23 protein-coding genes are annotated in these 26,156 nt (G+C 33.3%); 14 read left to right on the top strand and 9 right to left on the bottom strand.

Features of this window, described 5'->3' with window-relative positions:
- Positions 1 to 40: 40 nt before the first annotated feature.
- Together AC1DVP_RS11845 and dnaA are read right to left on the bottom strand one after the other, a co-directional pair.
- On the bottom strand, positions 41 to 511 hold the full coding sequence (locus tag AC1DVP_RS11845; protein WP_477183679.1) for a low molecular weight protein-tyrosine-phosphatase: 471 nt from the start codon (positions 509 to 511) through the stop codon (positions 41 to 43).
- Between the two features lie 4 nt (positions 512 to 515).
- On the bottom strand, positions 516 to 1,943 hold the full coding sequence (gene dnaA, locus AC1DVP_RS11850) for a chromosomal replication initiator protein DnaA (protein ID WP_100433499.1): 1,428 nt from the start codon (positions 1,941 to 1,943) through the stop codon (positions 516 to 518).
- 184 nt (positions 1,944 to 2,127) lie between these two features.
- Here dnaA and AC1DVP_RS11855 point away from each other — a divergent pair, with 184 nt between their 5' ends.
- On the top strand, positions 2,128 to 2,532 hold the full coding sequence (locus tag AC1DVP_RS11855; protein WP_477183680.1) for an acyl-CoA thioesterase: 405 nt from the start codon (positions 2,128 to 2,130) through the stop codon (positions 2,530 to 2,532).
- Positions 2,533 to 2,562: 30 nt separating this feature from the next.
- Here AC1DVP_RS11855 and AC1DVP_RS11860 read toward each other — a convergent pair whose 3' ends face one another.
- From AC1DVP_RS11860 to ribD, 3 genes are all read right to left on the bottom strand, one after another.
- Positions 2,563 to 3,186 (bottom strand): IMPACT family protein, encoded by a 624-nt coding sequence (locus AC1DVP_RS11860; protein WP_477183681.1) that lies wholly within the window; start codon positions 3,184 to 3,186, stop codon positions 2,563 to 2,565.
- Positions 3,187 to 3,331: 145 nt separating this feature from the next.
- A complete protein-coding gene (locus AC1DVP_RS11865; protein WP_477183682.1) occupies positions 3,332 to 3,937 on the bottom strand; it encodes an HAD family hydrolase in 606 nt (201 codons plus the stop codon).
- Positions 3,930 to 4,973, bottom strand: coding sequence for a bifunctional diaminohydroxyphosphoribosylaminopyrimidine deaminase/5-amino-6-(5-phosphoribosylamino)uracil reductase RibD (ribD, locus tag AC1DVP_RS11870; RefSeq protein WP_477183683.1), 1,044 nt, complete (start codon positions 4,971 to 4,973; stop codon positions 3,930 to 3,932). Before ribD ends, AC1DVP_RS11865 begins: the two co-directional genes overlap by 8 nt.
- 107 nt (positions 4,974 to 5,080) lie before the next feature.
- On the opposite strand from ribD, the gene AC1DVP_RS11875 reads away from it, so the two are divergent.
- Entirely contained in the window at positions 5,081 to 5,566 is a 486-nt protein-coding gene (locus AC1DVP_RS11875) for a GNAT family N-acetyltransferase (RefSeq protein WP_477183684.1), read from the top strand.
- A gap of 62 nt (positions 5,567 to 5,628) precedes the next feature.
- Complete coding sequence (gene prmC, locus AC1DVP_RS11880; protein WP_477183685.1) at positions 5,629 to 6,486, top strand: peptide chain release factor N(5)-glutamine methyltransferase; 858 nt, start codon at positions 5,629 to 5,631, stop codon at positions 6,484 to 6,486.
- An 84-nt stretch (positions 6,487 to 6,570) separates the two neighbouring features.
- On the opposite strand, the gene AC1DVP_RS11885 is transcribed toward prmC, so the two are convergent.
- Entirely contained in the window at positions 6,571 to 6,930 is a 360-nt protein-coding gene (locus AC1DVP_RS11885) for a four helix bundle protein (protein ID WP_477183686.1), read from the bottom strand.
- Between the two features lie 144 nt (positions 6,931 to 7,074).
- A complete protein-coding gene (locus tag AC1DVP_RS11890) occupies positions 7,075 to 8,319 on the bottom strand; it encodes an ABC transporter permease (RefSeq protein WP_477183687.1) in 1,245 nt (414 codons plus the stop codon).
- A gap of 497 nt (positions 8,320 to 8,816) precedes the next feature.
- Between AC1DVP_RS11890 and hisS the strand changes: the two genes are divergently transcribed.
- The 5 genes from hisS (at position 8,817) to AC1DVP_RS11915 (ending at position 13,712) form a co-directional block, all read left to right on the top strand.
- A complete protein-coding gene (gene hisS, locus AC1DVP_RS11895) occupies positions 8,817 to 10,187 on the top strand; it encodes a histidine--tRNA ligase (protein ID WP_477183688.1) in 1,371 nt (456 codons plus the stop codon).
- A 307-nt stretch (positions 10,188 to 10,494) separates the two neighbouring features.
- Complete coding sequence (locus AC1DVP_RS11900) at positions 10,495 to 10,899, top strand: hypothetical protein (protein WP_477183689.1); 405 nt, start codon at positions 10,495 to 10,497, stop codon at positions 10,897 to 10,899.
- Positions 10,900 to 11,057: 158 nt separating this feature from the next.
- Positions 11,058 to 11,741, top strand: coding sequence for a hypothetical protein (locus AC1DVP_RS11905; RefSeq protein ID WP_477183690.1), 684 nt, complete (start codon positions 11,058 to 11,060; stop codon positions 11,739 to 11,741).
- Positions 11,742 to 11,900: 159 nt separating this feature from the next.
- Positions 11,901 to 13,061, top strand: a complete 1,161-nt coding sequence (locus tag AC1DVP_RS11910; RefSeq protein WP_477183691.1) for a tetratricopeptide repeat protein — start codon at positions 11,901 to 11,903, stop codon at positions 13,059 to 13,061.
- Positions 13,062 to 13,214: 153 nt separating this feature from the next.
- Positions 13,215 to 13,712: a hypothetical protein gene (locus AC1DVP_RS11915; protein ID WP_477183692.1), complete on the top strand. Its 498-nt coding sequence runs from the start codon at positions 13,215 to 13,217 to the stop codon at positions 13,710 to 13,712.
- Between the two features lie 87 nt (positions 13,713 to 13,799).
- On the opposite strand, the gene AC1DVP_RS11920 is transcribed toward AC1DVP_RS11915, so the two are convergent.
- Complete coding sequence (locus AC1DVP_RS11920) at positions 13,800 to 14,492, bottom strand: carboxylesterase family protein (RefSeq protein WP_477183693.1); 693 nt, start codon at positions 14,490 to 14,492, stop codon at positions 13,800 to 13,802.
- 420 nt (positions 14,493 to 14,912) lie between these two features.
- Between AC1DVP_RS11920 and AC1DVP_RS11925 the strand changes: the two genes are divergently transcribed.
- Positions 14,913 to 16,676, top strand: coding sequence for an Ig-like domain-containing protein (locus AC1DVP_RS11925; protein WP_477183694.1), 1,764 nt, complete (start codon positions 14,913 to 14,915; stop codon positions 16,674 to 16,676).
- A 78-nt stretch (positions 16,677 to 16,754) separates the two neighbouring features.
- The gene (locus AC1DVP_RS11930) at positions 16,755 to 18,773 is read left to right on the top strand and encodes an OmpA family protein (protein ID WP_477183695.1); all 2,019 of its coding nucleotides are present in this window, start codon (positions 16,755 to 16,757) and stop codon (positions 18,771 to 18,773) included.
- 183 nt (positions 18,774 to 18,956) lie between these two features.
- On the opposite strand, the gene AC1DVP_RS11935 is transcribed toward AC1DVP_RS11930, so the two are convergent.
- Complete coding sequence (locus tag AC1DVP_RS11935; RefSeq protein ID WP_477183696.1) at positions 18,957 to 19,697, bottom strand: tyrosine-protein phosphatase; 741 nt, start codon at positions 19,695 to 19,697, stop codon at positions 18,957 to 18,959.
- Positions 19,698 to 20,193: 496 nt separating this feature from the next.
- Between AC1DVP_RS11935 and AC1DVP_RS11940 the strand changes: the two genes are divergently transcribed.
- The 4 genes from AC1DVP_RS11940 to AC1DVP_RS11955 all read left to right on the top strand — a co-directional run bounded on the left by AC1DVP_RS11940 (position 20,194) and on the right by AC1DVP_RS11955 (position 26,101).
- Positions 20,194 to 21,147: a GDP-L-fucose synthase family protein gene (locus tag AC1DVP_RS11940; protein ID WP_477183697.1), complete on the top strand. Its 954-nt coding sequence runs from the start codon at positions 20,194 to 20,196 to the stop codon at positions 21,145 to 21,147.
- Between the two features lie 85 nt (positions 21,148 to 21,232).
- Positions 21,233 to 22,315 (top strand): GDP-mannose 4,6-dehydratase, encoded by a 1,083-nt coding sequence (gene gmd / locus AC1DVP_RS11945; RefSeq protein ID WP_477183698.1) that lies wholly within the window; start codon positions 21,233 to 21,235, stop codon positions 22,313 to 22,315.
- Between the two features lie 110 nt (positions 22,316 to 22,425).
- Positions 22,426 to 24,237, top strand: coding sequence for an FAD-dependent oxidoreductase (locus AC1DVP_RS11950; RefSeq protein ID WP_477183699.1), 1,812 nt, complete (start codon positions 22,426 to 22,428; stop codon positions 24,235 to 24,237).
- Positions 24,238 to 24,565: 328 nt separating this feature from the next.
- A complete protein-coding gene (locus AC1DVP_RS11955; RefSeq protein ID WP_477183700.1) occupies positions 24,566 to 26,101 on the top strand; it encodes a lipopolysaccharide biosynthesis protein in 1,536 nt (511 codons plus the stop codon).
- The last annotated feature ends 55 nt before the right edge of the window (positions 26,102 to 26,156 follow it).

Below are 26,156 nucleotides of genomic sequence, written 5' to 3' on the forward strand. Positions count from 1 at the left end.
TGCGGTCACTGGCAAAGTTATAAAAAAAACAGATTTAGTTTTATTCTGAATGTTTGGCAATCAGCCTTTGGGCAATTACATCGCAGGCTTCGTCGAGCATTTCATAAACCATATCAAAACCGTTTGCCACACCATAATAAGGGTCTGGAACATCGACATTTTCATTTGGAAAAATAGCGTCCAAAATGAGCTGGACTTTTTCTTTTTGAGCTTGGTTTTGAGCGAGATGAATAACATCTCTGTAATTGGTGCTGTCCATTACAAAAATATAATCAAAAGCATCAAAATCAGCTCTTGTGAACTGTCTCCCTTTTTGATTAGTAATGTTTAAGCCATTTTTTTGTGCGGTGGATATGGAACGTTTATCTGGAGCATGGCCAACATGCCAAGAACCTGTTCCTGCTGAATCGACAAGAAATTTGTCATTTGGAAGTTTGGAGGCCAGTATACCTTCTGCCAGTGGAGAACGGCAGATATTCCCCAAACAAACCATTAAAATTTTAACAGGCATTGCTTTATAACGTTAATTTCGAATTGATATCCTCGACATACTTTTTAAATTGTTTGTCGGTAGCAACTAAATTATCAACCGTTTTACAGGCGTGCAGTACGGTAGCGTGATCACGATCTCCAATTTGAGAACCGATATTGGCTAATGAAGCTTTGGTGAATTTTTTAGCAAAAAACATGGCTAGCTGCCTAGCTTGCACTACATGCCTTTTTCTTGTTTTAGACTGTAGGGTTTCTAAATCCAATTGGAAATAATCGGAAACAATTTTTTGAATGTAATCTATTGAGATTTCTCTCTTTACATTTTTTACAAATTTTTCAACGACACTTTTAGCCAATTCAATGGTTACTTCTTTTTTGTTGAAAGAAGATTGTGCAATCAATGATATAATGGCGCCTTCCAGTTCGCGGACATTTGATTTGATGTTTCTGGCTACATATTCTATAATTTCATCAGGCATTTCTACGCCATCGCGGTATAGTATGTTTTTTAAGATAGAAATTCTAGTTTCGTAGTCTGGTTGGTGTAACTCGGCAGATAATCCCCATTTGAATCGGGATAATAAGCGCTGTTCAATATCTTGCATGTCTACAGGAGCCTTGTCAGAAGTCAAGATTACCTGTTTGCCATTTTGGTGCAGATAGTTAAAAATATGAAAGAATACATCTTGTGTTCCTGATTTTCCAGAAAGAAACTGAACATCATCAATGATTAAAACGTCGATTAACTGATAAAAATGAATGAAATCATTTCTGTTGTTTTTCTTTACCGAGTCGATATACTGTTGGGTAAAAATTTCGGCAGAAATATATAAAACTGTTTTTTCGGGAAATTTATCTTTAATTTCAACTCCAATTGCATGTGCCAAGTGAGTTTTTCCTAATCCAACCCCGCCAAAAATTAATAATGGATTAAATGAAGTTCCCCCTGGTTTATTGGCAACAGCCATACCTGCTGAACGTGCTAGTCTGTTAGAATCTCCTTCTAAGAAATTATCAAAGCTGTAATTGGCATTTAATTGAGATTCTATTTTTAAATTGCGGATTCCAGGAATTACAAACGGATTTTTTAATTCAGGGTTAAGGTTTTTAAAAGGCGCATCTACTTCCTGCGCTTTTACAGGTCCTCTATTAGCACTTGGCAACTGTTCCGTAAACGGCTGTTTATTGCCATAAGTGTTTTCCATTTTAATTTTATAGAGTAACTTTGCATTTTTTCCAAGTTCTTTGGTCAAGGCTACTTTTAATAATTTTACATAGTGTTCTTCTAGCCATTCGTAGAAAAATTTACTTGGTACTTGAATATATAATGCATTATCGGTAAGTTCAACTGATTTAATTGGCTCAAACCAAGTTTTATAGGCTTGATCTTGAATGTTGTCCTTTATAAAGGACAGACAGTTTTCCCATACTGATTGTGCAGTCTTGTTCATATATCTAGTTAAATTATTTTATTCCGGGTATTTATTATCTTACAAAAAGAATGAGAAAATTATTCTTTTTTCGGGATAACAAATATGTGAACAATTATCTGTAAAAAAAAATATTTTAAGTTATAATTTTTGAAAAAATTGTTGTAAGTAGCTTTTTAAAATTTAAATTTTTAATGCAAAATTAATGAAAGATCATCAAATTCAAGTTCGTGTGCGTTACTCCGAAACGGATCAAATGGGCGTCGTATATCACGGAAATTATATCCCCTATTTTGAGATAGGAAGAGTCGAATGGCTTAGAAACAAAGGGATTTCATATAAAATGATGGAAGAAAGCGGTATAGGTCTTCCCATTGTGAACATGAATATCAATTATAAAAAATCGGCCGTTTATGATGAACTGTTAACCGTGCATACGGTTTTCAAAAGTCAGACGTCCGTGAAGATAGAATTTGATTGTGCAATTTATAACGAATCGAAAGAGTTATTAACAACTGCTCAATTTATGTTGGTTTTTGTGTCGCTGAAAACAGGTAAGCCGATAGCTCCTCCAGATTACATTTTGGAACTACTAAAAACTTTTGAATAATCATCAAAATGAGTTCTTTTTAATGAGAATTTATAATTTTTTTATGTCAATTTCAAACAATGAGTTAAAAGTGTCGAATATCATTTCGGCATTTTTTTTTCTGGTTTTTACTACAATTTTGCCAATTGGCAAATTAGTTTCCTCATTTATTTTCATTTCTTGAGAAGTAATATCCAGTTTTTTTTCTTTGATTACCCGCATCACTTTATTCATGTTTTTATAATCAAATGAAATCTGAAAAGGTATGTCAATTGTTTTTTCGATAATTTCACAAGATTCTAGTGTGATTTGGGCAGAAGTTTTATAAGCTGTAATTAATCCGCCAACGCCTAATTTTATTCCGCCATAAATGCGGACTATAATTACAAGAACGTTAGTAAGTCCAAAAGATTGTATTTGACCGTAAATTGGTGCGCCGGCAGTATTACTAGGTTCTCCGTCATCATTTGCTCTGTATTGAATGGTTTCTGCTCCTATTTGATAGGCATAACAATAGTGAACCGCGTGGGGATGTTTCTTTTTTAGGACTTCGATGATGGGTTTTACTTCGTCTTCGGATTCTATAGGGAATGCGTATCCAAAGAATTTACTGCTCTTTTCCTTGAATAAGGATTCTTCAGAGGGAAATGCAATGGTGTTGTAGGTATCTTTCATTTTTCAATGCCAAAAATCAATGCCAAAAATCAATGTCAATATCAATTTTAAATATTTACTGTTTTAATTTTATGAGTTTGATTTTTTTAATTTTTATTTATTACTATTGGAATTGATCTTTGATATTGCTATTGTCATTGTTTTGCTATTGAATAATTTTTTTCTCAAACAAATCAACTACATCTTCTTCACCTACTTGTAAGTTCCAAATATGAAGACCAAGCGCCTGTGCAGCATCTGTATTTTCTTTTTTGTCATCTATGAATAATGTTTGCTTTGCCTGCAGTCCATTTTGATCGAGTATGAAATTGTAAACCTCAGGATTTGGTTTTCTCATTCCAATTTCAAATGAAAAATATACTTTTTCAAAACATTGGTAAAAATCACTGTAAAAGGAAGCTCCTGATTTTTGTTCGAAAGTATCAATGTGAATGGCATCCGTATTGCTTAATAAAAATAAGCGATATTTTTTGGAAAGCATTTGGAGAAATTCCAATCGATATAATGGGAAGTCTGCTAATATAGAATTCCAAGCTTCACGAATATCTTCGATAGAAGCATTATTGGTGTGTTTTTGAATTCCAGATAAAAAATCTTCTCCCGAAATGGATCCAACTTCATATTGCAGGTTCAATTGGTTTAAATCTTCATTCCAATGGGATATGCCAAGATTTTTTAAACCATCCATTGTAGCTTGTTTGTCTAAATTAATAAACACGTCTCCAAAATCAAAAATGATAGCATTAATCATGGTTTCTTAGTATTGTAAGTTCGTCCTCATCTATTAAGTGTTTTTCGGAATTTGTTTTCGGCAGTAAAGGAGCTTGAATTCCTTTGGCTAGAGTCATTTTTCCTGTAAAAATTCGAGCTTCATCCCAAAGATCAGCATCGATAAAGGTCTGTAAAGTTTGAAGTCCTCCTTCAATAATAACTGATTGAATATTATAATTGTATAGCGTATCAGCAATTTGCGGGGCTAAATTTTGTTTAAAATCTATTCCTTCAAAGGTAGTGTTTTCTTCCGAGATAGTGTTTTTGGAATTAGTAAAGACAATGGTTTTTATTTGATTGTCAAAAACAGCATTTTCTTTTGGAATACGATTGTTTTGATCTAATATTATTCGAACTGGATTGTTCCCCTGCCAATCCCTGGCATTTAGTTTTGGATTGTCATCGATAATGGTTTGTGTACCTGCCAAAATAGCTTGTTCTTCAGTCCGCCATTTGTGGACTAATTGTCGGGAATAGGTATTGGTGATCCAAACTGGTTTTTTTTCTGATTTTTCTAAAGGTGCAATAAAGCCATCTTGACTTTGTGCCCATTTTAAAATGATATAAGGTCTTTTCTTTTGATGAAAAGTAAAAAAACGCTTGTTGAGTTCGTTACATTCGTTTTCGAGAATTCCAACAGTGACTTGAACACCCGCTTCAATTAATTTTTTGATGCCATTTCCTGCTACTTTAATATTAGGGTCTACAGTGCCAATTACCACATTTGGAATTTTATTTTTTATGATCAAATCACAGCATGGAGGTGTTTTTCCAAAATGACTGCACGGTTCCAAGCTCACGTAGATAGTCGCTTTTTTTAGCAATGATTTATCTCGTACCGAATTTACGGCATTGACTTCGGCGTGGGGTTCGCCTGTTTTTTTATGCCAGCCTTCACCTATGATTTTGCCTTCATAAACAATGACGCTTCCCACCATAGGATTGGGATAGGTTGTTCCCAGTCCATTTTTGGCTAGGGCTATGCAGCGTCTCATGTATTTTTCATGTGTATTCACTTTGCAAAAGTAATAATTTTGAGATTAGGATTTAGTTTCAAAACTTAAGATGTTTTCCCATTTACAATGGCTATTTTTGTGTACTGAATTAATAATAGGGCATTTTTATGGACAATTGGATTATTAGAAAAATACAAAAAGAAGACAATCAAGCGGTTGCTCAATTGATAAGGGATGTTTTTGACGAATTGAATATCCCGAAAGTTGGTACAGCTTATGAAGATCCTTATCTTGATTTGATGTTTGAAGAATACAGTAAACCAAAATCGGTTTATTATGTGGTCGAAAGTGAAGGGAGAATTGTTGGTGGAGCAGGCGTGGCACCGCTGGCAAACGAAGCCGAAACTTATTGTGAATTGCAAAAAATGTATTTTCTGCCGGAAATCCGCGGAAAGGGAATTGGAAGCCAAATGATGGAATTATGTCTGCAAAGCGCCCGTGAATTTGGTTTTGAAAAATGTTATCTGGAAACGATGCCTTTTATGCTGGATGCTCAAAAGCTTTATAAAAAAGCAGGTTTCGAAAATATTTGTTCCCCAATGGGAAGTACAGGACATACAAGCTGTCCGGTTTGGATGCTGAGGGAATTATGATTTTAAATTTATGATTAACGATTTTGGATTTTTGATTGAAAGCCGAATATTTATAATAGAAGATGAAAATAAAAGAATACAGAACCCAATTTATTCAAGCTCTTACTTCGATGTATGATGAAGGAGAAGCCGAGAGTTTTTTCTATTTGATATTGGAAGAAAAACAGCAATTGAAGAGAATAGATTTGGCTTTGCGACCCGATTTAGTGTTTTCGGAGGAAGAAATTGCTATTTGGAATTCAATTTTGGAACAATTGAAATTGGAAATTCCGATTCAGTATTTGTTGGGAAAAACAAGTTTTTTTGGATTGGATTTTGAGGTCAATGAAAATGTTTTGATTCCGAGACCCGAAACAGAGGAATTGGTGGGTTGGATTTTAGAAAACCAAAAGTCAGAAGTCAAAAGTCAAAAGTTGAAAATTCTGGATATTGGGACGGGCAGTGGATGTATAGCCATTTCGCTGGCTAAGAATCTGCCTAATGCTAAGGTTTTTGCTATTGATGTTTCCGAAAAAGCTTTGGCAACAGCCAAAAAAAATGCTAACCTCAATGATGTGAATGTGATTTTTCTTCATCAAAGTATTTTGGATACAGAAGATTTAGAACAAGAGTTTGATATTATTGTTTCGAATCCGCCGTATGTAAGAAATCTCGAAAAAGAGGAAATCAAGAAAAATGTTTTGGACAATGAACCTCATTTGGCCCTTTTTGTGGAAGATGATGATGCTTTGATTTTTTATAGAAAAATAGCCGAATTGGCTCAAAAAAACTTATCTAGTTCAGGACAATTGTATTTTGAAATCAATCAATATTTGGGAACAGAAATGGTTGAATTACTTGAAAAAATGAATTTCAAAAATGTTGAATTACGTAAAGATATATATGATAACGATAGGATGACGAGGGCAGAAAACAGGTAGCAGGTTTCAGAATTCAGAAGGCAGAAAATAGATAGCAGAATTTAGTTTTTAGATAGCAGTTATAGCAGATTTTAGATATAAAGTTCAATTAAATTTATCGGGATTAGCCATCATATAATTTAATAGTTTTCCAACTTCAAGGCTTTTTGAAGTTAAACCGTCAAAAGTTTCTTGATTAATATATTCATAGGCAAGTGAATATTCCAGCCAAGATTGGGTTTCTGAATTTTCGGCATCACTATCAGTGAGTTTGGAAATAAAATGATTAACGTATCTTCTTTTTCTAGTGGCTTCTGCAATATTTACCGAAACACTTCTTGAAGAACGTCTAATTTGGTCTGTTAACGAGTATTTCTCTTCAGTTGGAAAACCTTTCGAAATATTAAAAATTGACATTCCTAATTCAAATGATTTTTTATAAGCCAATAAATCTTGAAATCTCATATTGTTATTTGAAGGTTAGTTGTTAGTAATTCTGCAATCTAAATTTCTATAATCTAAAACCAGCTATCTATTTTCTGCGTTCTGTCTTCTGCAATCTTAATTCTACCACCTAAAATCTGCGTTCTGTCTTCTGCCATCTGTAACCTACTCATAGCGCAACGCCTCAATAGGATCCAGATTTGCCGATTTTACTGAAGGATATAATCCAGATACGACAGCAACAATAAAACTGGTTATAAAAGCGGCCATGATGGCTCCCCACGGAATTACAAAGGCAAAGTTCATTGCGGTCGAAATTCCAAAACCAATTAGAATTCCAAAAATAATCCCGACAAAACCGCCTATTTGTCCAATTAGCAATGTTTCAATAAAAAACTGAAAGGCGATGGTCGTTTTTTTGGCACCCAAAGCTTTTCGAACGCCAATTTCTCTGGTACGTTCTGTTACCGAAACAATCATAATATTCATCAAAGCGATGGATGATCCCAAGATGGTGATAATTCCGATAAGCCAAGAGGCCATACTTAAATATTGTGTAATGCTCAATATTTTATTGATTAAATCATCGCTTCGCACTACGCCAAAATTATTGCCTTTTATGGGATTTAATTTTCGAATTTTACGCATTGCACTAATAGCGTAGTCGGTTGCTGGGCTTAATAATTCTTTTTTTCCGACCATAACGCTCACCGAATAGTTAATATTGGGAGCAGTAAATAATGAACGGGCCACTTGTATAGGAATTAAAACCCTTAAATCCTGACTGTTTCCAAAAGTAGAACCTTTCTCTTTCAGGACTCCGATCACTTTGAATTTGGCACCTCTTATCGAAATCGTTTTGCCTATTGGGTTAACATCTTTCAAAAGGCCTTTTTTAAAATCAGAACCTATTACACAAACATAAGCGTTATTAGAAATGTCAAAATTGGTAAAATTTCTACCCAAATCGGCTTCTAGCCCCGAGTTGGTTAAAAAATGATCGTCGACGCCTAGAACACTAATTTCCGGATCAGTTTTTAAGGCTTCATATTTTACTTCAGCAGTTGATGTCGCAGTAAAAGACAATGACGTTTCGGTCATCGGGTAATTGTATTTATTTTTGAAGGCAACCGCTTCGGGATAGGATATAATGGGATTTATAACTTCGCGTTCCCCGCCACCCCGCCGCCGGGAAGTATTCTCGTATTGGTTAATGTTAAACGTATTGGCTCCCATTGAAGCAAAGTCAGATGATAGCGTATTGCCCAGTGCTGCCACAACGGTCAGAATTCCAACCAGTGCCGTTATGCCAATGGCAATAATCAGCACCGTCAAAGTGGTTCGCAGTAATTGAGTTCGGATAGAACCCAAAGCGATTCGGATATTTTCTTTAAATAATTTTAGCATCATGATTGTTTGACACGAAAATACAATTTTTGTTACAATTAGTATTTGAGAAATTCCTCTAAAATATTTTTAAGGAGCTAATTCCAGCTATCCGCTTCAATCTTTATTGTCTCGTTAAAAAAAACGAGACAATAAAGGATTTCCGCTTCTATCTGGGCTAGGGCATTCCATTATTAAAGAGCATTAAATTATTTTAAGATTTTATAAAGCGTACCAATAATGTTTTTTTTTGCCACTGATTTCAAAGATTTTCACAAATTTCAAATGCATTATTAGAAAAATCTGTGCGAATCTTTTTAATCTGTGGCTATTTTTCAAGCTTGGCACAAGTCACGGATATTCATATAAATTAAATCACAAATTTTTCAAAAGGAATTATTTTAAAAGTAAGATATTTGCATTTGGAAAATTAAAATGAACAATTTGAATTTTTCAAATGAAATATGATTTTGGATATCAATAATCTAAAATCTGCAATCTAAAATCTGCAATCTAAAAAAATGGCATCAAAACCAAGCATTCCAAAAGGAACCAGAGATTTTTCACCTGCTGAGGTGGCAAAAAGACAATACATTATCCAAATTATAAAAAGCAATTTTGAAAAGTTTGGATTCCAGCCTATAGAAACCCCATCGTTTGAGAATTCTGAAACCTTAATGGGGAAATACGGAGAAGAAGGCGATCGGTTGATTTTTAAAATATTGAATTCGGGGGATTTTTTGGCAAAAGCCAATGTAACACATCTGGAAGCCAGAGACAGCACGAGATTGACGTCCAGCATTTCTGAGAAAGCGTTGCGTTATGATTTAACGGTTCCGTTTGCGCGTTATGTGGTGCAGCATCAAAATGAAATTGAATTTCCTTTCAAAAGATACCAAATTCAGCCCGTTTGGCGTGCCGACCGTCCGCAGAAAGGGCGTTTCAGAGAATTTTTTCAATGCGATGCCGATGTGGTAGGGTCAAAATCTCTTTGGCAGGAAGTGGAGTTGGTGCAGTTATATGACTCTGTTTTTACCGCTTTGGGTCTTGCAGGTGTTACAATAAAAATCAATAACCGAAAAATACTTTCCGGAATTGCCGAAGTAATAGGTGCATCCGATAAATTGATTGACTTTACGGTAGCCTTGGACAAACTGGATAAAATAGGCGAGGACGGCGTAAAGAAAGAAATGATCGAAAAAGGAATTGCCGAGGAAGCAATTGCCAAAGTAAAGCCGTTATTCAATTTTACAGGTACAATCTCAGAGAAAATCGAAAAATTGTCTGTTTTGCTTTCCTCATCAGCCGAAGGATTAAAGGGAGTTGAGGAACTTCGTTTCATCTGCGATAATGTTACCAATTTAGGATTGTCAACCGCCAGTTTGGATTTGGACGTAACATTGGCAAGAGGGTTGAATTATTATACAGGGGCTATTTTTGAAGTAGCCGCTCCAAAAACCGTTGCAATGGGTTCTATCGGCGGAGGCGGACGCTACGATGATTTGACAGGTATTTTTGGATTGAAAAACATGAGCGGAGTAGGGATTTCTTTTGGACTTGACCGAATTTATTTGGTTGTCGAAGAGTTAGGTTTGTTCCCAGAAGCGGTAACTTCTACTTCACGAGCTTTATTCATCAATTATGGAGAGAAAGAAGCTTTCTATTCGATGAAAGCCATCAAAGAATTGCGTGCATCAGGAATTAAAGTAGAATTATATCCCGATAATGCCAAAGTTGCCAAACAATTCCAGCACGCCGATAAACGTTTTATTCCTTATGCGGTAATTGTGGGCGAGGAAGAAATGAATGACAATCAATATAGTCTAAAAGATTTGGTTTCTGGAGAACAGAAAAAAGTAAGCATAGACGAATTGAAGGCTATTTTGAAATAAAGAAAATCAAAAAATAAAACAAGCGATTGATGAATAGGTAATGCTGTTCTCAATCGCTTTTTTGTTGCTGGTGTTTTTCGATTTCTATCGTTGCTGAGAATGGAAATGTAAAGAGTTACATTTTTGGTTAACCATTTTATTTTTTGTGCTAATTACGGGAAACCGTATAGAAGAGTAAAAATGGTTTTGTATGTTTGGTATTTATAGGAACAAAACTTCGTATACATCTACCTGATAGATAAGCGAAAGTTTATTTCATAGAAATTTTAGTTCACAGCAAAAAACAAAACCCTTAAACCAAAATAATATGAGAAATTTATTATTCTGTTTTTTACTTTTTATCATTTCAGCCAATTCATTTTCTCAAAACGATGATGAATATCAGTACGTAGGTTCAGCCAAGGATGGAACAAAAGTTTATATCCTTTTTGAGAAAGAAAATTATGGGATGAAAGAATTTTGGATTAAGATGATTAATCCAGTTAAAACCGTCAAAAATAAGAAAGGTAAACTTATTAAAAGTGGTGGCGGATATACTTTAGAATTTTGTGAAATGAATTGTTCAGCAAAAACCTTTTCTACTTCTAATGGAATTAAATACAACAAAAATGGAGATGTAGCTCAAAGGTTATATGATGATACTTACAACGAAAGAGTTATTCCTGGGACGATTATGGATGCTATCCATAATTATATATGCAAAACAGAATAAAAAACTTTTGCTAACAGATACTAGAAGGGATTTGGGCAATTGGTTTAATGCAAAAGTTATTTTTATATTGGGATGACTAGGCAAATCCGAATAATGGACTTAATTTAGTCTCAAACCCGCTGAGTACTAGACATTGACAGTAATTTAACATCATAAAAGTGAAAAACGAAATACAAGAAATCATACAATCAAAGGATTTACAAGAAATCACAATTGAACTTGTTGAAAAAGTTTTAGATAGTGAAATAACAAATGATATACTTAAAGAAGTTCCAATATTAAAGTCATTAATTGCAGTAAAAAATGTTTACAATTCCTATACTGATAGAATTTTCATAAAAAAAGCAATGAATGTTTTATTAGAATTAGGAGAAATTGATTTTGAAGAAAGAACAGCCTTAACAAATGAATTAGATGATGAAGATGAAAGTGGAATTGAAAAAATATTAATAGCCATAGATAGACTTGAAACAATTAAAAAGTGCAAAGTGTATGGCAGATTATGCAAGTTAAAAGCAACAGGTGAAATTCCAGTTTGGCAATTTTTAAGATTAACAAAATTAATTCAAGATGCATATTTAGATGAATTAAATCTTGTAAATGATTTTAAAATAGGAGAGAAGAAAGAAATTTGGGAAGGCGATTATGTAGAATTGATAGGATTAGGATTGATATTTCAAGAACCATCAGAACAAACTCCAATAGAAAAAAAACACCAATACGATGAATATGACCCAGAATTTAAAGGAGGCGAAATAAAATTCTATTACCTTTTATCCAATCTTGGAGAAACATTATTGAGAATTTATTTTGAATTATTTCCTGAAGACAGAAAACAATAAACTACCGTCAATATCTACAACGGATTTGGGAAATAGGCTAATGGGAAAATGGTTTTGTATTTGGAATGTTTTGGTAAACCCAAATAATGGGTTTAATTTAGTCCCAAAACAGCTGTAATGTCAGAACGTTGTGTGATAATCATCGAGAAAAATCCTTAAATGAAATTACCTTTTATAATTAAATCACTTCTTTTAATAACAATTGTGAGAGGCATAGTTGTAATTTTGCACGAACTTGGACACGCAATTCCAGCAATTATATTGACAAAACAAAAAGTTTCAATATACATTGGTTCTTATGGAAATCCAAATAAAAGTATAAATTTCAGAATTGGACATTTGAATGTTTGGTTAAGTTATGAAATGTTATCTTGGAAAAACGGTTTGTGTGTTCCATCAGCAGAAAACATTTCAATTAATAGACAGATTATTTATGTCTTAACTGGACCGATTTGTTCTTCTATTTTTGCTACACTTTATTTATATATAGCACTTTTAAAAGATTTTAGTGATTTATATTTGCATTTTGCAGTAATATTTTTCTTCATCTCAATATTAGATTTATTTGGAAATCTGATGCCAAATGAAAACCCAATTGAGTTATTTGACGGAACAGTAACTTACAACGATGGTTATACAATATCTAAACTTTTTAAGTACAAAAAATTTCCAAATCAATATGCTGAAGCAATTGACTTGTTTAACAAAAAAGAATACAAGAAATCAATAAATCTTTTTGATTACTTTCTAAAGATAAAACTAAAAGGCGAAAATATTTATCGACTAAATATGTTTGCAAATATGGAAATCAAAAATTTTGAAAGAGCAAAAAAATTATTTGACGATTACGAACACGAATTCAAATTAACTTCGGACGATTATTCAAATGGAGGGCTTATTTATAGTAAACTGAATTTGAATGATGAATCCMTAGATTTTTATAATAAATCTATCGAACTAAACTCCGAAAATGTTTATTCTTTAAACAACAAAGGTTTTACCTTGATTTTACTCGAAAAATATTCAGAAGCAATTCCGCTTTTTGATAAAGCAATTGAAGTTGATGAATTTTTTGCTTATTCTTATAACAACAGAGGACTTTCAAAAATTAAAACAGGGAGAATTAACGAAGGTTTAGCTGACATAGAAAAATCTATTCAACTTGACAAAAATAATTCATATTCATATCGAAATCTTGGAATTTACCATTTTGATATTGGTGAAATTGAAAAAGCAAGAGAATTATTTTTGAAATCAAAAGAATTAGATGAAGATACTCATATGATTGATGAATTAATTTTGTCGACAAAAATTTCATAGCAAGGACATCGCACAACAATTGCTATAATGGATTTGGGCAACTGTCTTAATGGGAAGTTGGTTTTGTATCTGGGATAATTTGCTTCGCCTGTTCGCTATCGCTCGAGTGGCCAGTCCGAACATTGTAAAAAAATAGTCTAAAAAAGAACGGAAATGGAATTTGAAAATTACATAAGTTTATTTCAGAAAGCAGCAACTCAAATTGATAAAAAATTGCTTAATGAAAAAAAAATTGAAACAAATGTTGGAGAAATTTTAAATGCTGCTTTTTTGAAGCTTTATAAAAAATCTTGGGCAAATTCAATAGATAATCCATTAACTGCTGAAACAAGAATTTTTTTTTCAATTTGGGTTGACGAATCAACTTTACAACAGAAAAAAATATTTTATAATATCCACGCATTGAAACTTCGAAAATTATATGGATATTCTATTGAAAGTAGAAAATTTGCAAATTCTTTTAGAGAAAAGGTAAAAAAACATTTGTATAAATGGGAAAATGTAAGCACAGATTTTGGTCCGCTTACATTAATGGAGGGATGGATCGAATTTGACAATGAAAAAGCTCAAGAAGATATTTTACAACTTGCAAACAATTTTTTAGAAATTGAAAATATAATTGACCAAACTCTAGTTGAATTTAAAAAGTGACAATTGAAAAACAATAGCTACCGCTAATCGCCGCTTGGCAATACGGTTCGCTGGATAGTATTTATTGACCATATAGTTTGCCTTTTTTTATGGAATGAATTTACTTTTTTCCAACATCCAATTATAAATTTTATCTTCTCTGAAATAATGCTCAACACTGCCGTGATTCCCCCCTTTTACAATGGTAAAGGTGACATTAGCATCGGGATCGCAGGTCTGGATTGCTTTGACCATTTTTTTTGATTCCGAAAGCGGAACAATATAATCTTTGTTTCCGTGTATAACCCACAAAGGAATTTTTGTCAGATTGTAGGCGTCTTTTATATTTCCGCCTCCGCAAATGGCTACTGCAGCCGTTATTTTATCAGGATATTTACCTGCAAAATCAAAAGTTCCGTAACCTCCCAAACTCATGCCGCATACATAAACTTTCGACAAATCGGTATTGTAATTGTTTTGCACATACTCCAAAAGCTGTAAAAGCTTGTCTGGATTCCAAGCACCGTGAGCTACTTGTGGAGCAATTACTATAGCAGGGATTTCTTTCCCCTTTTCGATTGCTCGAATTACTCCGTAACGTTTAACCCGATCCAAATTTGTTCCAGATAAACTTTTCCCATGTAAAAAAAGAATGACAGGTGCTTTTTTATCCAATATATCCTGATTGGGCAGATTAATCCAGAAAGGATAGTCAGTTTGGTCAGTAATTGCTTTTAGTTGTGCTTGTGCAGTAGGAATGGCATAAAGAGTAAACAGGTAAAATAGAATATAAAAACGCATTAATTTTTTTGATAAAGATTTGAGTTGGGTTTGCAAATTAAGTTTTTTATAATCGTTACCACTAGTTTTTTTGGATTTTAATTGATAAAAATAAAGGACAATGTCTATTATCCTTATTTTTAATAAAATCAATGCGGCTAATTTGAAATACATTATGAGCGAAAATCAAATTTCATGTGTTACTCCTTGATATGTAGTGATTTTGATTTCAATGGGTAAGAAAGAGGGGTGTTAAAACTTGATAAATTTTTAATTATTGTATTAAATTATTGATAATTAATTGGTTTTTATATTTTAAAGTGTGAAATAATGTGAATGATACAACTTTTGGTTGGAATTGTGTAATGTTTATGGAAGATAGTGAAGTCACCTTTGTTGGTTAATTGGATAAATCAATTCAATTCTTAAAAACAAAATAAAATGAAAGCTAAAATTTTACTATTCACTTTTGCGATACTATGTATTGTCCTAATTTCTGGTTGCGCAAATGATGATTTCGAAGAAATCATAGGAGTATGTCCTGTAGTGCTGACAACAACTCCTGTTAGTAATGCAGTCAATGTTCCAGTAGGGCAGACTATTACCGCTGCATTCAACGAGGAAATGGATCCAAGTTCAATTACTTCAGCCACATTTACAGTAGTTGGAGCTGCGCCAGTAGCAGGAACAGTTACTTACGCTGGTACAACAGCATCGTTCAAACCAACACTTCAGCTAGCAGAGAATACCACTTATACAGCTAGAATTACGACAAAAGCAAAGGACTTAATGGGGAATTTTTTGCAGACTGATTACGTATGGACATTTTCAACGGGTACGCTTTTAAGACCTGTGGTGATTACAACGGATCCTCTTAACAATGCTGTTGCTGTGAAGTTTGATAAAACAATTTCGGCAACATTCAATATGACTATGAATCCAGCAACTTTAAATGGAACAACTTTTAAAGTAAGTCAGGGAGTGAATGCTGTAGTGGGAACAATTACCTATACAGGATCGACAGTTTCTTTTGTTCCAACAAATCCTTTATTGGCTAATAGAATCTATACTGTAACTATAACTAAGGATGCAAAAAATTTATTGGATGCCGCAATGACAGCAGATTATACATGGACTTTTACAACAGATGTTGTGCCGACAGTAACAGCAACAGATCCTATTAATAATGCTATTGGTGTAGCCTTAAATCAAACAGTAACCGCTGATTTTAGTACCACAATGGATGCTTCTACAATCAATGCGGCCACATTTACTTTGAAACAAGGAACGGTAACAATTCCAGGAACGGTTTCTTATACAGGTACTACAGCTTCGTTTAATCCAACAAATTCTCTTGTAATAGGGACGGTTTATACCGCTACAATTACAAATGGAGCTAAAAACGTTGTTGGGACTCCTTTGGCTAGTGACTATGTTTGGAAGTTCACCACTGTACTGGCTCCTCCTGCTGCAATAGTTGTTAATCTGGGTACTGCTTCTGTATTTGGAGCTTTTGGAGGAAATGCGGGAATAACAAATCAAGGATTAAATACGGTAATCAATAACGGAAGCATCGCGACTACTGCGGCTTCAACACTTATCACTGGGTTTCATGACGGTACTGGAATTTATACCGAGACGCCTCTAAATGTTGGGAATGTGACAGGAAGCATATTTGCCGCGCCTCCAGCTCCGGGAAATGCTACTTCATTTGCAGTAGCACAACAAGGACAGCTTGATGCAACTGCTGCCTATTTGAGTATTTCACCAGCTTCAAAACCGGGAGGATCAGATCCAAATGCAGGCGAATTAGGCGGATTAACATTAGCTCCGGGTGTTTATAAATCAGCTAGCGGTACTTTCAAAATCAGTAATGGTGATCTTACACTTGATGCAAAAGGTGATCCAAATGCTACTTGGATTTTTCAAACGGCAGCTGGTCTGACAGTTGGAATCGCAGGTCCTACAGGTGCTAAAAGTGTAATACTAAAGAATGGTGCATTAGCCAAAAATGTGTTTTGGTATGTAGGCAGTGCTGCAACTATTAATGGTGCCGGAGGCGGTACAATGGTTGGAACTATTATTGCTACTTCAGGTGTTACTTTTTCTACTCCTGGGAATGCAGTACAAACGGTACTTAACGGAAGAGCAATATCATTAGTGTCATCAGTAACAATGGTAAATACTACGGTTAATGTACCATAAAACAATAGTACTGATAAACAGTATATCCCGTTTTCGGACGGGATTTATCTCAATAATTTAACAATAAAATAGTATAAAATGAAAGCTAAAATTAATTTCAAAACGGAGTTATGCATGGCATGGATTCCCAATAATATATCCTTAAAAAGTCTTTTTCTGCTGACTTTATTATGGTTAAGCACACAAACACCAGTTCAGGCACAAGAAGTTCAGTATACAAGACCATCTTGGTTTTTTGGTGTGGCAACTGCTTCAAACTATAATCTTTATGATGGTTCGACACACCAGCTTAATGCGGGTTTAACTCCTCCGGTGACATTTCATGAAGGAGATGGGGCAGGACTTTATTTGGCTCCGCTTATAGAATTTCATAAACCGGATGCAAGATGGGGATTTATGTTTCAAGCTGGTTATGACAGCCGTAAAGGTTCTTTTGATCAAGTAATCAGTCCTTGTGACTGCCCAGCAGATTTATCTACGGATCTAAGTTACATTACAGTAGAGCCTAGTATCCGTTTTGCGCCTTTCAAATCTAATTTTTATTTGTATGGAGGACCGCGTTTGGCTTTCAATATGGATAAATCATTTAAGTATTCGTTAGGAGTAAATCCAGCTTATCCAAATCAAGAGCCAGCTCCCCGTGTAGAAGGAGATTTTGATGCGATAGACAAAACGCTTATTTCTATGCAGATAGGAGCAGGTTATGATATTCAATTATCTTCACAAAGTCATAAAACACAATTTGTTTTATCTCCTTTTGTGGCTTTTCATCCTTATTTCGGACAAAATCCACGCTCAACCGAAACTTGGAACGTAACCACGATCAGGGCAGGTCTTGCGCTTAAATTTGGACAAGGACATGAAATTGTGGCTGCTGAAGCTTTAGAAACTCAAGTTCAGTTTTCGGTATATGCGCCTAAGAATATTCCTGGTGAGCGCAGTGTAAGAGAAACATTTCCATTGCGAAATTATGTTTTTTATGATTTAGGTTCAAATCAGATACCAAGCCGTTACAAATTGTTAAGAAAAGAGGAGGTAAAAGATTTTAATGAAGATCAGATCGCTGCTACTGCAGTTGTCAACCCATCTGGCCGTTCTGCAAGACAAATGACGGTTTATTATAATGTAATTAACATTCTTGGTGATCGAATGGTAAAAAATCCTTCAACATCGATTACTCTTGTAGGGTCATCAGAAAAAGGATCGGAAGACGGTGCTATGATGGCCGAATCTATCAAAACTTATTTGGTTAATGTATTCGGAATAAATGCTGCAAGAATAACTGCTAAAGGGCAATTAAAACCGAATATTCCATCAGAACAGCCGGGAGGAACAAAAGAATTAGAATTACTCCGCGAAGGTGACCGCAGGGTTTCTATAGAAAGTAATTCGCCTGAATTATTGATGGAATTTCAAAGCGGGCCAGATGCTCCATTGAAACCATTAGAGTTTACTGCCGTTCAAGAGGCGCCAATAGATAGTTATGTTACTATTGATGCATCAGGTTCAGGTGAAGCATATTCATCATGGTCTTTGGAAACTACAGATCCAGACGGGCAGATGAAAACTTTTGGGCCTTATACTCAAGAACAGGTAAAAATTCCAGGTAAAAAAATCATGGGAACACGTTCAGAAGGTGATTATAAAGTAAAAATGATAGGTCAGACCAAAAGCGGTAAAATCGAAGTAAAAGATACTACGGCCCACATGGTACTCTGGACTCCCTCTAAAACGGATGAAGGACTTAGATACAGCATAGTTTTTGAATTTAATAAATCAAAAGCAATTGCTATGTATGATAAATACCTGACTGAGGTTGTTACTCCTAAAATACCAAAAGACGGAGTAGTTATCATTCATGGCCACACCGATATTATTGGAGAGGAATCGTATAATCTAAATTTATCTTTGGATAGAGCTAACGAAGTAAAAAACATTATCGAGAGAGCATTATCGCAAGCAGGCAGAAAAGATGTAAAATTTGAAGTGCATGGTTTTGGAGAAGATGAAAGTGCATCTCCTTTTGAAAATAAATTTCCTGAAGAACGTTTTTATAACCGTACTGTGATAATTGATATTATTCCTGCTGCAAAATAAAAAATAGTAATTTGTCGAAAATACTTTTTTGCAGTTTAAAAAAGATAAGGATTTATAAAGAGGACGCTGAAAAACATCGTTTATTTGATAGCGTCATTTTTCAGATAATAAAAAAAACGCTTGTAACAGGTTTTAAATATTTGTTATAAGCGTTTTTATTTTGTAACTGTTTTTTGAACTGGCTTATTCTATTTTGAAAAATTGGTTATTAGAAATAATTTCTTTCAATGGTAACAAATCTTTTAGTTGTACTTTTTGTTGAAAAGCGGCTAGATGATTATTATGATGTACATCTGAGCCAACAAAATCATACATTCCTTTCTTCAAAAGATTTTCGGCAATTTTGGTAATGCTGTTTCCATAATATCCTACTATTGACAATAAATTGAGTTGAAATAGACAGCCTGCTTTTTTTAGTTTTATATATTCGTTAAAATTATTATGGTAGAATAAATAACGCTCGGGATGAGCTAAAACGGGTATGTAGCCTGCTATTTTGAGGTCGAAAAGAATGTTGTATAAATGAATAGGTGGATTAATATAAGACATTTCTACAAGAACATAATTATCTTTTAGCGTTAATAATTCTCCAGATTGGAATAATCGAACAAATTGGTCGTCCATTAGATATTCGGCTGCCGCACGAAAAGGAATATTTATGTCGTTTTTCTCCAGTTCTTTTACAGTGGCCGCTTTATTAGCCAGAATTTGTTCAAGGTTATTATCCCAAACATGTTGGATGATATGTGGTGTTGTTATAAATTGAGTGAAACCAAAGCTCAAAAGCTTTTGCGTAAGGCTTAAGCTATCTTCAAATGTTTTGGCGCCATCATCAATTCCTGGTAAAAGATGAGAGTGAATATCAATATAATTATTAGGAATGAGATCCTTGAGAGTAGGTTTTGATTTGAAAAGTGTAAACATGTTGCAAAGTTAAGAAAATAGTTTCTAGTGAATCCTGAGATTTGACAAGTAAATTGGAAAAAGTGTAACAAAATCAATTCATTGAAAATAAGTTTGATAACTGTAAAGAGTAATTTGTTGATAGATAATAAACTAATTATCTGAATGTTCGTTGTTTATTGTAAATAATTACTGAATAATTTCATGTTCACTTTTTATGATATTTATTTTTTTTTATGTTTTAAAAATGATATTAATAATAAAATGTTGGTTTTTAGGGTATTTATGTTTTTATGTTTTTTTTTCTCAGGCTGACTTGTTAAAAACATCATAATGTCTGTATATTTACAGCCGATTAAGAAAATTATTCAGCTCTAGAGATGGGAGTTTGAATGGCGAAGCTGTGTATTAGGGTGAGAGAAAGTTAATCAAAAATTATGAAAAATGGAATCATCTTTAGTGCATTTGACGAAAGAGTCGTGTCGTTAAGGATTTAATATTTAATAGAGTTAAATAGATGAATAAAGAAAATAAGATTTATATTGCTGGACACAACGGAATGGTTGGCAGTGCTATTTGGCGAACATTACTTGATAGTGGATTTAATAATTTAATAGGAGCTTCTAGTAAAGAATTAGATCTTAGAGATCAAAAAGCAGTTCGTGATTTTATTGCAAAAGAAAACCCAGAAGTTATTATAGATGCCGCTGCTCGCGTTGGAGGCATTCTTGCTAATAATGATTATCCATATCAATTTATTATGGAAAATATGCAGATCCAGAACAATCTGATTGATTCAGCTTTGCAAAATGGAGTAGAGAAGTTTATTTTCTTAGGAAGTTCTTGTATATATCCAAAATTGGCTCCTCAGCCATTAAAAGAAGATTATCTGCTGACTGATACACTTGAGCCAACTAATGAATGGTATGCCATAGCAAAAATCACTGGAGTTAAAACCTGTCAAGCAATCAGGAAACAATTCGGTAAAGATTATGTGAGTCTAATGCCAACAAATTTATATGGTACATATGATAATTTCGATTTAAATACTTCGCATGTTTTACCGGCTATGATCCGTAAATTTCATGAAGCAAAAGAAAACAATAATGCTGCGGTAACCCTTTGGGGCAGCGGTACACCAATGCGTGAATTTTTGTTCGTTGATGATATGGCAAAAGCTGTTATTTTTGCATTAGAGAACAAGTTGCCCGAGTATTTATATAATGTTGGAACTGGAGAAGATTTGACGATAAAACAATTAGCTGAAACTATTCAGCAGATTACAGGACATAAAGGTGAAATTGTCTGGGATGCCAGCAAACCAGATGGAACACCAAGAAAGTTAATGGATGTTTCTAAAATGCATGAATTAGGATGGAAACATCAGGTTGAATTGCAAGATGGAATTCAAAAAACATATGACTGGTTTTTAGAAAATATTGAGGCATTTAAGCAAGTGAAAATGCAATAAAAGTTTAAGTGGTTAGAAAGTTAAATTAGAAATAAAATTAACGGTTTTAACTAATAAAATAAATAATTAGCAGTACAATAAATATATGAGCACACAAAAAATCGCATTAGTAACAGGAATTACAGGCCAAGATGGATCCTATTTAGCTGAATTATTATTAGAAAAAGGATATCAGGTTCACGGAGTTAAAAGACGTGCATCTTCTTTTAATACACAGCGTATTGACCATATCTATCAAGATCAACATGAAGTGCATGTTAATTTTAAATTGCATTATGGAGATTTGACTGATTCGACTAATATTATTAGAATAATTCAGGAAGTACAGCCTGACGAAATTTATAATTTAGGAGCTATGTCTCATGTGAAGGTGTCTTTTGATTCTCCCGAATATGTGGCAAATGTAGATGGATTAGGAACTTTACGAATTTTAGAAGCTGTAAGGATATTAGGCTTAACCAAAAAGACGAGAGTTTATCAAGCATCAACTTCAGAGCTTTATGGAGGCTTGGCAGAAAATAAAAACGAAAACGGTTTTTATGATGAAAACTCACCCTTTTACCCGCGTTCTCCTTACGGTGCCGCTAAAATTTATGGTTTTTGGATAACGAAAAATTACAGGGAAGCTTATGATATGTTTGCTTGTAACGGTATTTTGTTTAATCATGAGTCTCCAAGACGTGGTGAAACTTTTGTTACACGTAAAATTACTATGGCAACGGCAGCTATTGCAAAAGGAAAACAGGACTGTCTATATCTGGGGAATCTAAATTCTCAAAGAGATTGGGGACACGCAAAAGATTATGTTGAAGCGATGTGGAGAATTTTGCAGCAAGATGTACCTGAAGATTATGTAATAGCCACTGGTGTAACAACTTATATTAGAGATTTCGTGATTATGTCTTTTGCAGAAATAGGAATAGAGCTAACTTTTGAAGGAGAGAATGAAAGTGAAACAGCTAAAGTCTCAGTCTGTAACAATCCACTATATCAGTTAGAAATTGGGAAAGTAGTGGTTCGTGTAGATCCGGAGTATTACCGTCCTACTGAAGTAGATCTTCTAATTGGAGATCCTACAAAATCTAAAACACAATTAGGTTGGGAACCAAAATATGATTTAGTTGCTTTGGTAAAAGAGATGGTAGCAAGTGATTTAAAATTGTTTTAAGAATATTATCAGCTTTTGAAAGAATGAGGTTATACTACGTTGAGTTACTTTGAGTAAAACTCTACACAGCTGACAATTTTAAAAACTTAAGATTATTTTATAATTTATTGATGAAAACACTATTTATTATTTCATTATTGTTTTGTTTCCAGATATCTAAAGCACAAACTTATGATATTTGTATATATGGTGGAACACCATCTGGTGTTATAGCCGCATACACCGCTGCAAAAATGGGGCATTCTGTTCTTTTAATTGAGCCTTCTATCTTCTTAGGAGGTTTGACATCCGGTGGACTAGGGAGTACTGATTTAGGTACAGGACAGGTTCTTTTAGGAATTGCAAACGATTTTTATGAGAGGATTGGAAATTATTATGGCACATCAATAAAATATAAATTTGAACCACATGTAGCTGAAGCTGTTTTCAATGATTATATCAATGAGGCAAATGTCACTGTTTTGCTTAAGCACCGAATTATCAAGGCAAACCTGATAAATAATAATATAAAAAGCATTGACTTAGAATCAGTTGAAAACAATTTAAATATTAAAAATATAAAGGCAAAGTATTTTATTGATTGCTCTTATGAGGGAGATTTAATGGCAAGGGCAGGTGTTTCTTATATAATAGGTCGAGAAAACAATAATGTTTATAATGAAACTCTCAATGGCGTCCAAAGCACATTTAATTTTGGGCATCAATTCCCTGATGGTGTAGACCCCTATAATATTAAAGGTGACGCAAGCAGTGGATTGCTGTGGGGGATTTCAAATGCTGCGTTAAGTAGCGATGGTACTGGTGACAAAAAAATACAAGCGTATAATTTTCGGATTTGTTTGACTAATGACCCTAAAAACAAAATAGAAATAACTAGACCCGAGAATTATGATCCACTAAAATACGAACTCTTAATTAGACTCATTGAAGCTCAACCAGATAAAAAGGATATTTATGGATATTTTAATTGGTCTTCAATGCCTAACAACAAAACAGACATTAATAATAACGGCGCGTTTTCAACCGACATGATTGGTATGAACTATAATTATCCAGAAGCAACTTATAACGATAGAGTGCAGATTTATAAAGACCACAAAGAGTATAATATAGGTTTATTATATTTTTTAAGTCATGACAATCGAGTTCCTGCATCCATAAGATCCGAAGTAATTAAATGGGGGTACCCCAAAGATGAATACATAAATAACAATAATTGGTCACCACAGCTTTACGTTAGAGAATCAAGGAGAATGCTGGGATCATATATTATGACAGAGGCAAATTGTTTATCTAAAGTAGTTGTTGAAGATGGTATTATATCAGCAGGATATACTATAGATTCACATTATTGTCAAAGAATAGTAGTACTTAAAAATGGCTTTGCAATGGTGAAAAATGAAGGTGACGTTCAATATCCAATTCCACATCCTTATCCAATTGCTTATCGCTCAATACTTCCGAAAGAAACAGAATGCAATAACCTAATAGTTCCTGTTTGTCTATCAGCAAGCCATGTTGCTTATGGTTCAATTCGTATGGAAGCAGTATTCATGCAATTGGGGCAAGTGGCTGCAATGGCTGCAGTATTTGCTATTGATAAAAATTTACCATTAAAAGAAGTATCACCCAATGAGATTTCTACTCTGTTAATTGAAAATTCATGGCGAAAATTATTTAATACTGATATTCCAAAAAAAAGTAATATATTAATAAATATAGTTTCAAATGTATTGACAGTGAAAACTAATATTGTACCAATACAAATCAATATTTATAGTTTAGACGGTAAATTAGTTATTAAAAGAAATTTAAATACAGAAACAACCAATTTAGATATAGATGGATTAACCAAAGGAGTGTATATAGTTAAAGTCATAAACGATACGATTAATTATTCCACTAAATTTATCAAACAGTAACTAAGTTCGTAACAAAAATTTTTAAGCATCATTCATGCTTAAAATTAAGCACACAAAATTCATTAGGAAAAGACCAACTGGTTAATTATTTAATTGTTTAAGAAAAGTTAGACCTATTAATCGATTAAGCAATTAATTTTTGCGGTATTTAAATGTGTAAATATTGTGTTTTTGTCTTTTATTATTCAAATCATGATTAAAAAAATGCTGCCTTTTTTCCAAGTAACTATGTAGCTGAATTATTTTGAGTAGAAAAGATGAATCATTTAGGAAAGGTTTAATAGGTTAAACATTTAAAATAAATAGCCAAAAAATAAAAAGATATTTAATGTCCAATACTATTACTATAAACAATAAGCGAATAGCAAAAAACACACTTTTTCTTTATATAAGAATGTTCTTTACGATGGGCGTAAGTTTATATACATCAAGAGTGGTATTAAATACGCTTGGGATTGAAGATTATGGAGTTTATAGCATAGTTGGCGGAATTGTAACTTTATTTAGCTTCTTTAACAGTGCAATGACCTCTGCGACACAGCGTTTTTTGGCTTTTGACATAGGTAAAAATGATTTGCAACAATTGAAAAAAACCTTTAATGCCACACTTAATATTCATATTGGTATATGTATTTTGGTTTTTGTGTTATCCGAAACTATTGGGTTGTGGTTTGTAAATTATAAATTGAATTTACCTTTAGACAGAATGACAGCAGTTAATTGGGTCTATCAGTTTTCTGTCTTTACTTTTCTGTTAGGAATAATACAAGTTCCTTATGACGCACTGATTGTAGCTCGGGAAAAAATGGATATCTATGCCTACATGAGCTTTGTAGAAGTCATTTTGAAATTAATAATTGTTTATTTATTAGTTGTTTTTGCCTTTGATAAATTGATTCTATACGCAGCTTTGCTGTTTTTAGTATCGTTTATTGTAAGAATGGGACACAAATACTATTGCAAGAGATACTATGAAGAAAGTAAATACCAATTCTATTTTGACAAATCATTCTATAAAGTTTTGTTGTCCTACTCAGGATGGAATTTATTTGGAAATATAGCAGGAGTAGCAAGATCGCAAGGTTCTAATATTTTATTAAATCTTTTTTTCGGAACCGTTTTGAATGCTGCCTATGGCATTAGTATGCAAATACAAGGAACTGTTCAGACTTTTGTAATTAATTTTCAGATGGCTGTAAATCCTCAAATTATTAAACAGTATGCAGCTGGAAATAATGAAGAATGTTTGAATCTTATTTTTCAGAGTGCAAAATTTTCATATTTCTTAATGTTTATAATAGCCTGTCCCATTATTTTTAATATTGATTTTATTTTAGAATTTTGGTTGAAAAACCCGCCAAAATACACCTCTGTTTTTGTAACTCTTTGTTTGATTATTTTATTGATAGACTGTATTTCAGGTCCACTAATGATTGGCGCCCAAGCTACAGGTAATATAAAATGGTATCAAATTATTATAGGAACTTTAATTTTTCTCAATCTGCCTATTGCTTATGTTTTATTAAAAATATATAAGAATCCAGAACTAATTTATTATTCAACTGCAGTAATTTCATTACTAAGTTTAGTCTTTAGATTATTTTTTTTAAGAGTTATTATAGGGATTTCCATTCTTGATTTTTGCAAGTCTGTACTTTTAAGAATAATTGTAGTTACAATAGTTACAATTGGAGTTTTTACGCTTTTTGAATTTTATATATTTTTAACAAATGGATGGATGTACTTTATTTTAAAATTATTTGTTTTGTTTTTCACAATGTTTTTCACAATACTTTTTTTAGGAATTTCTAAAAAGGAATATAGATTTGTTAAAAATATGATAACAAAAAACATAATGAAATAATTAAGATGATAAAACAATATATTTCAGAATATAATTTTTAAGTAATAGAGAAAAA

Source organism: Flavobacterium sp. P3_A6 (assembly GCF_056403035.1).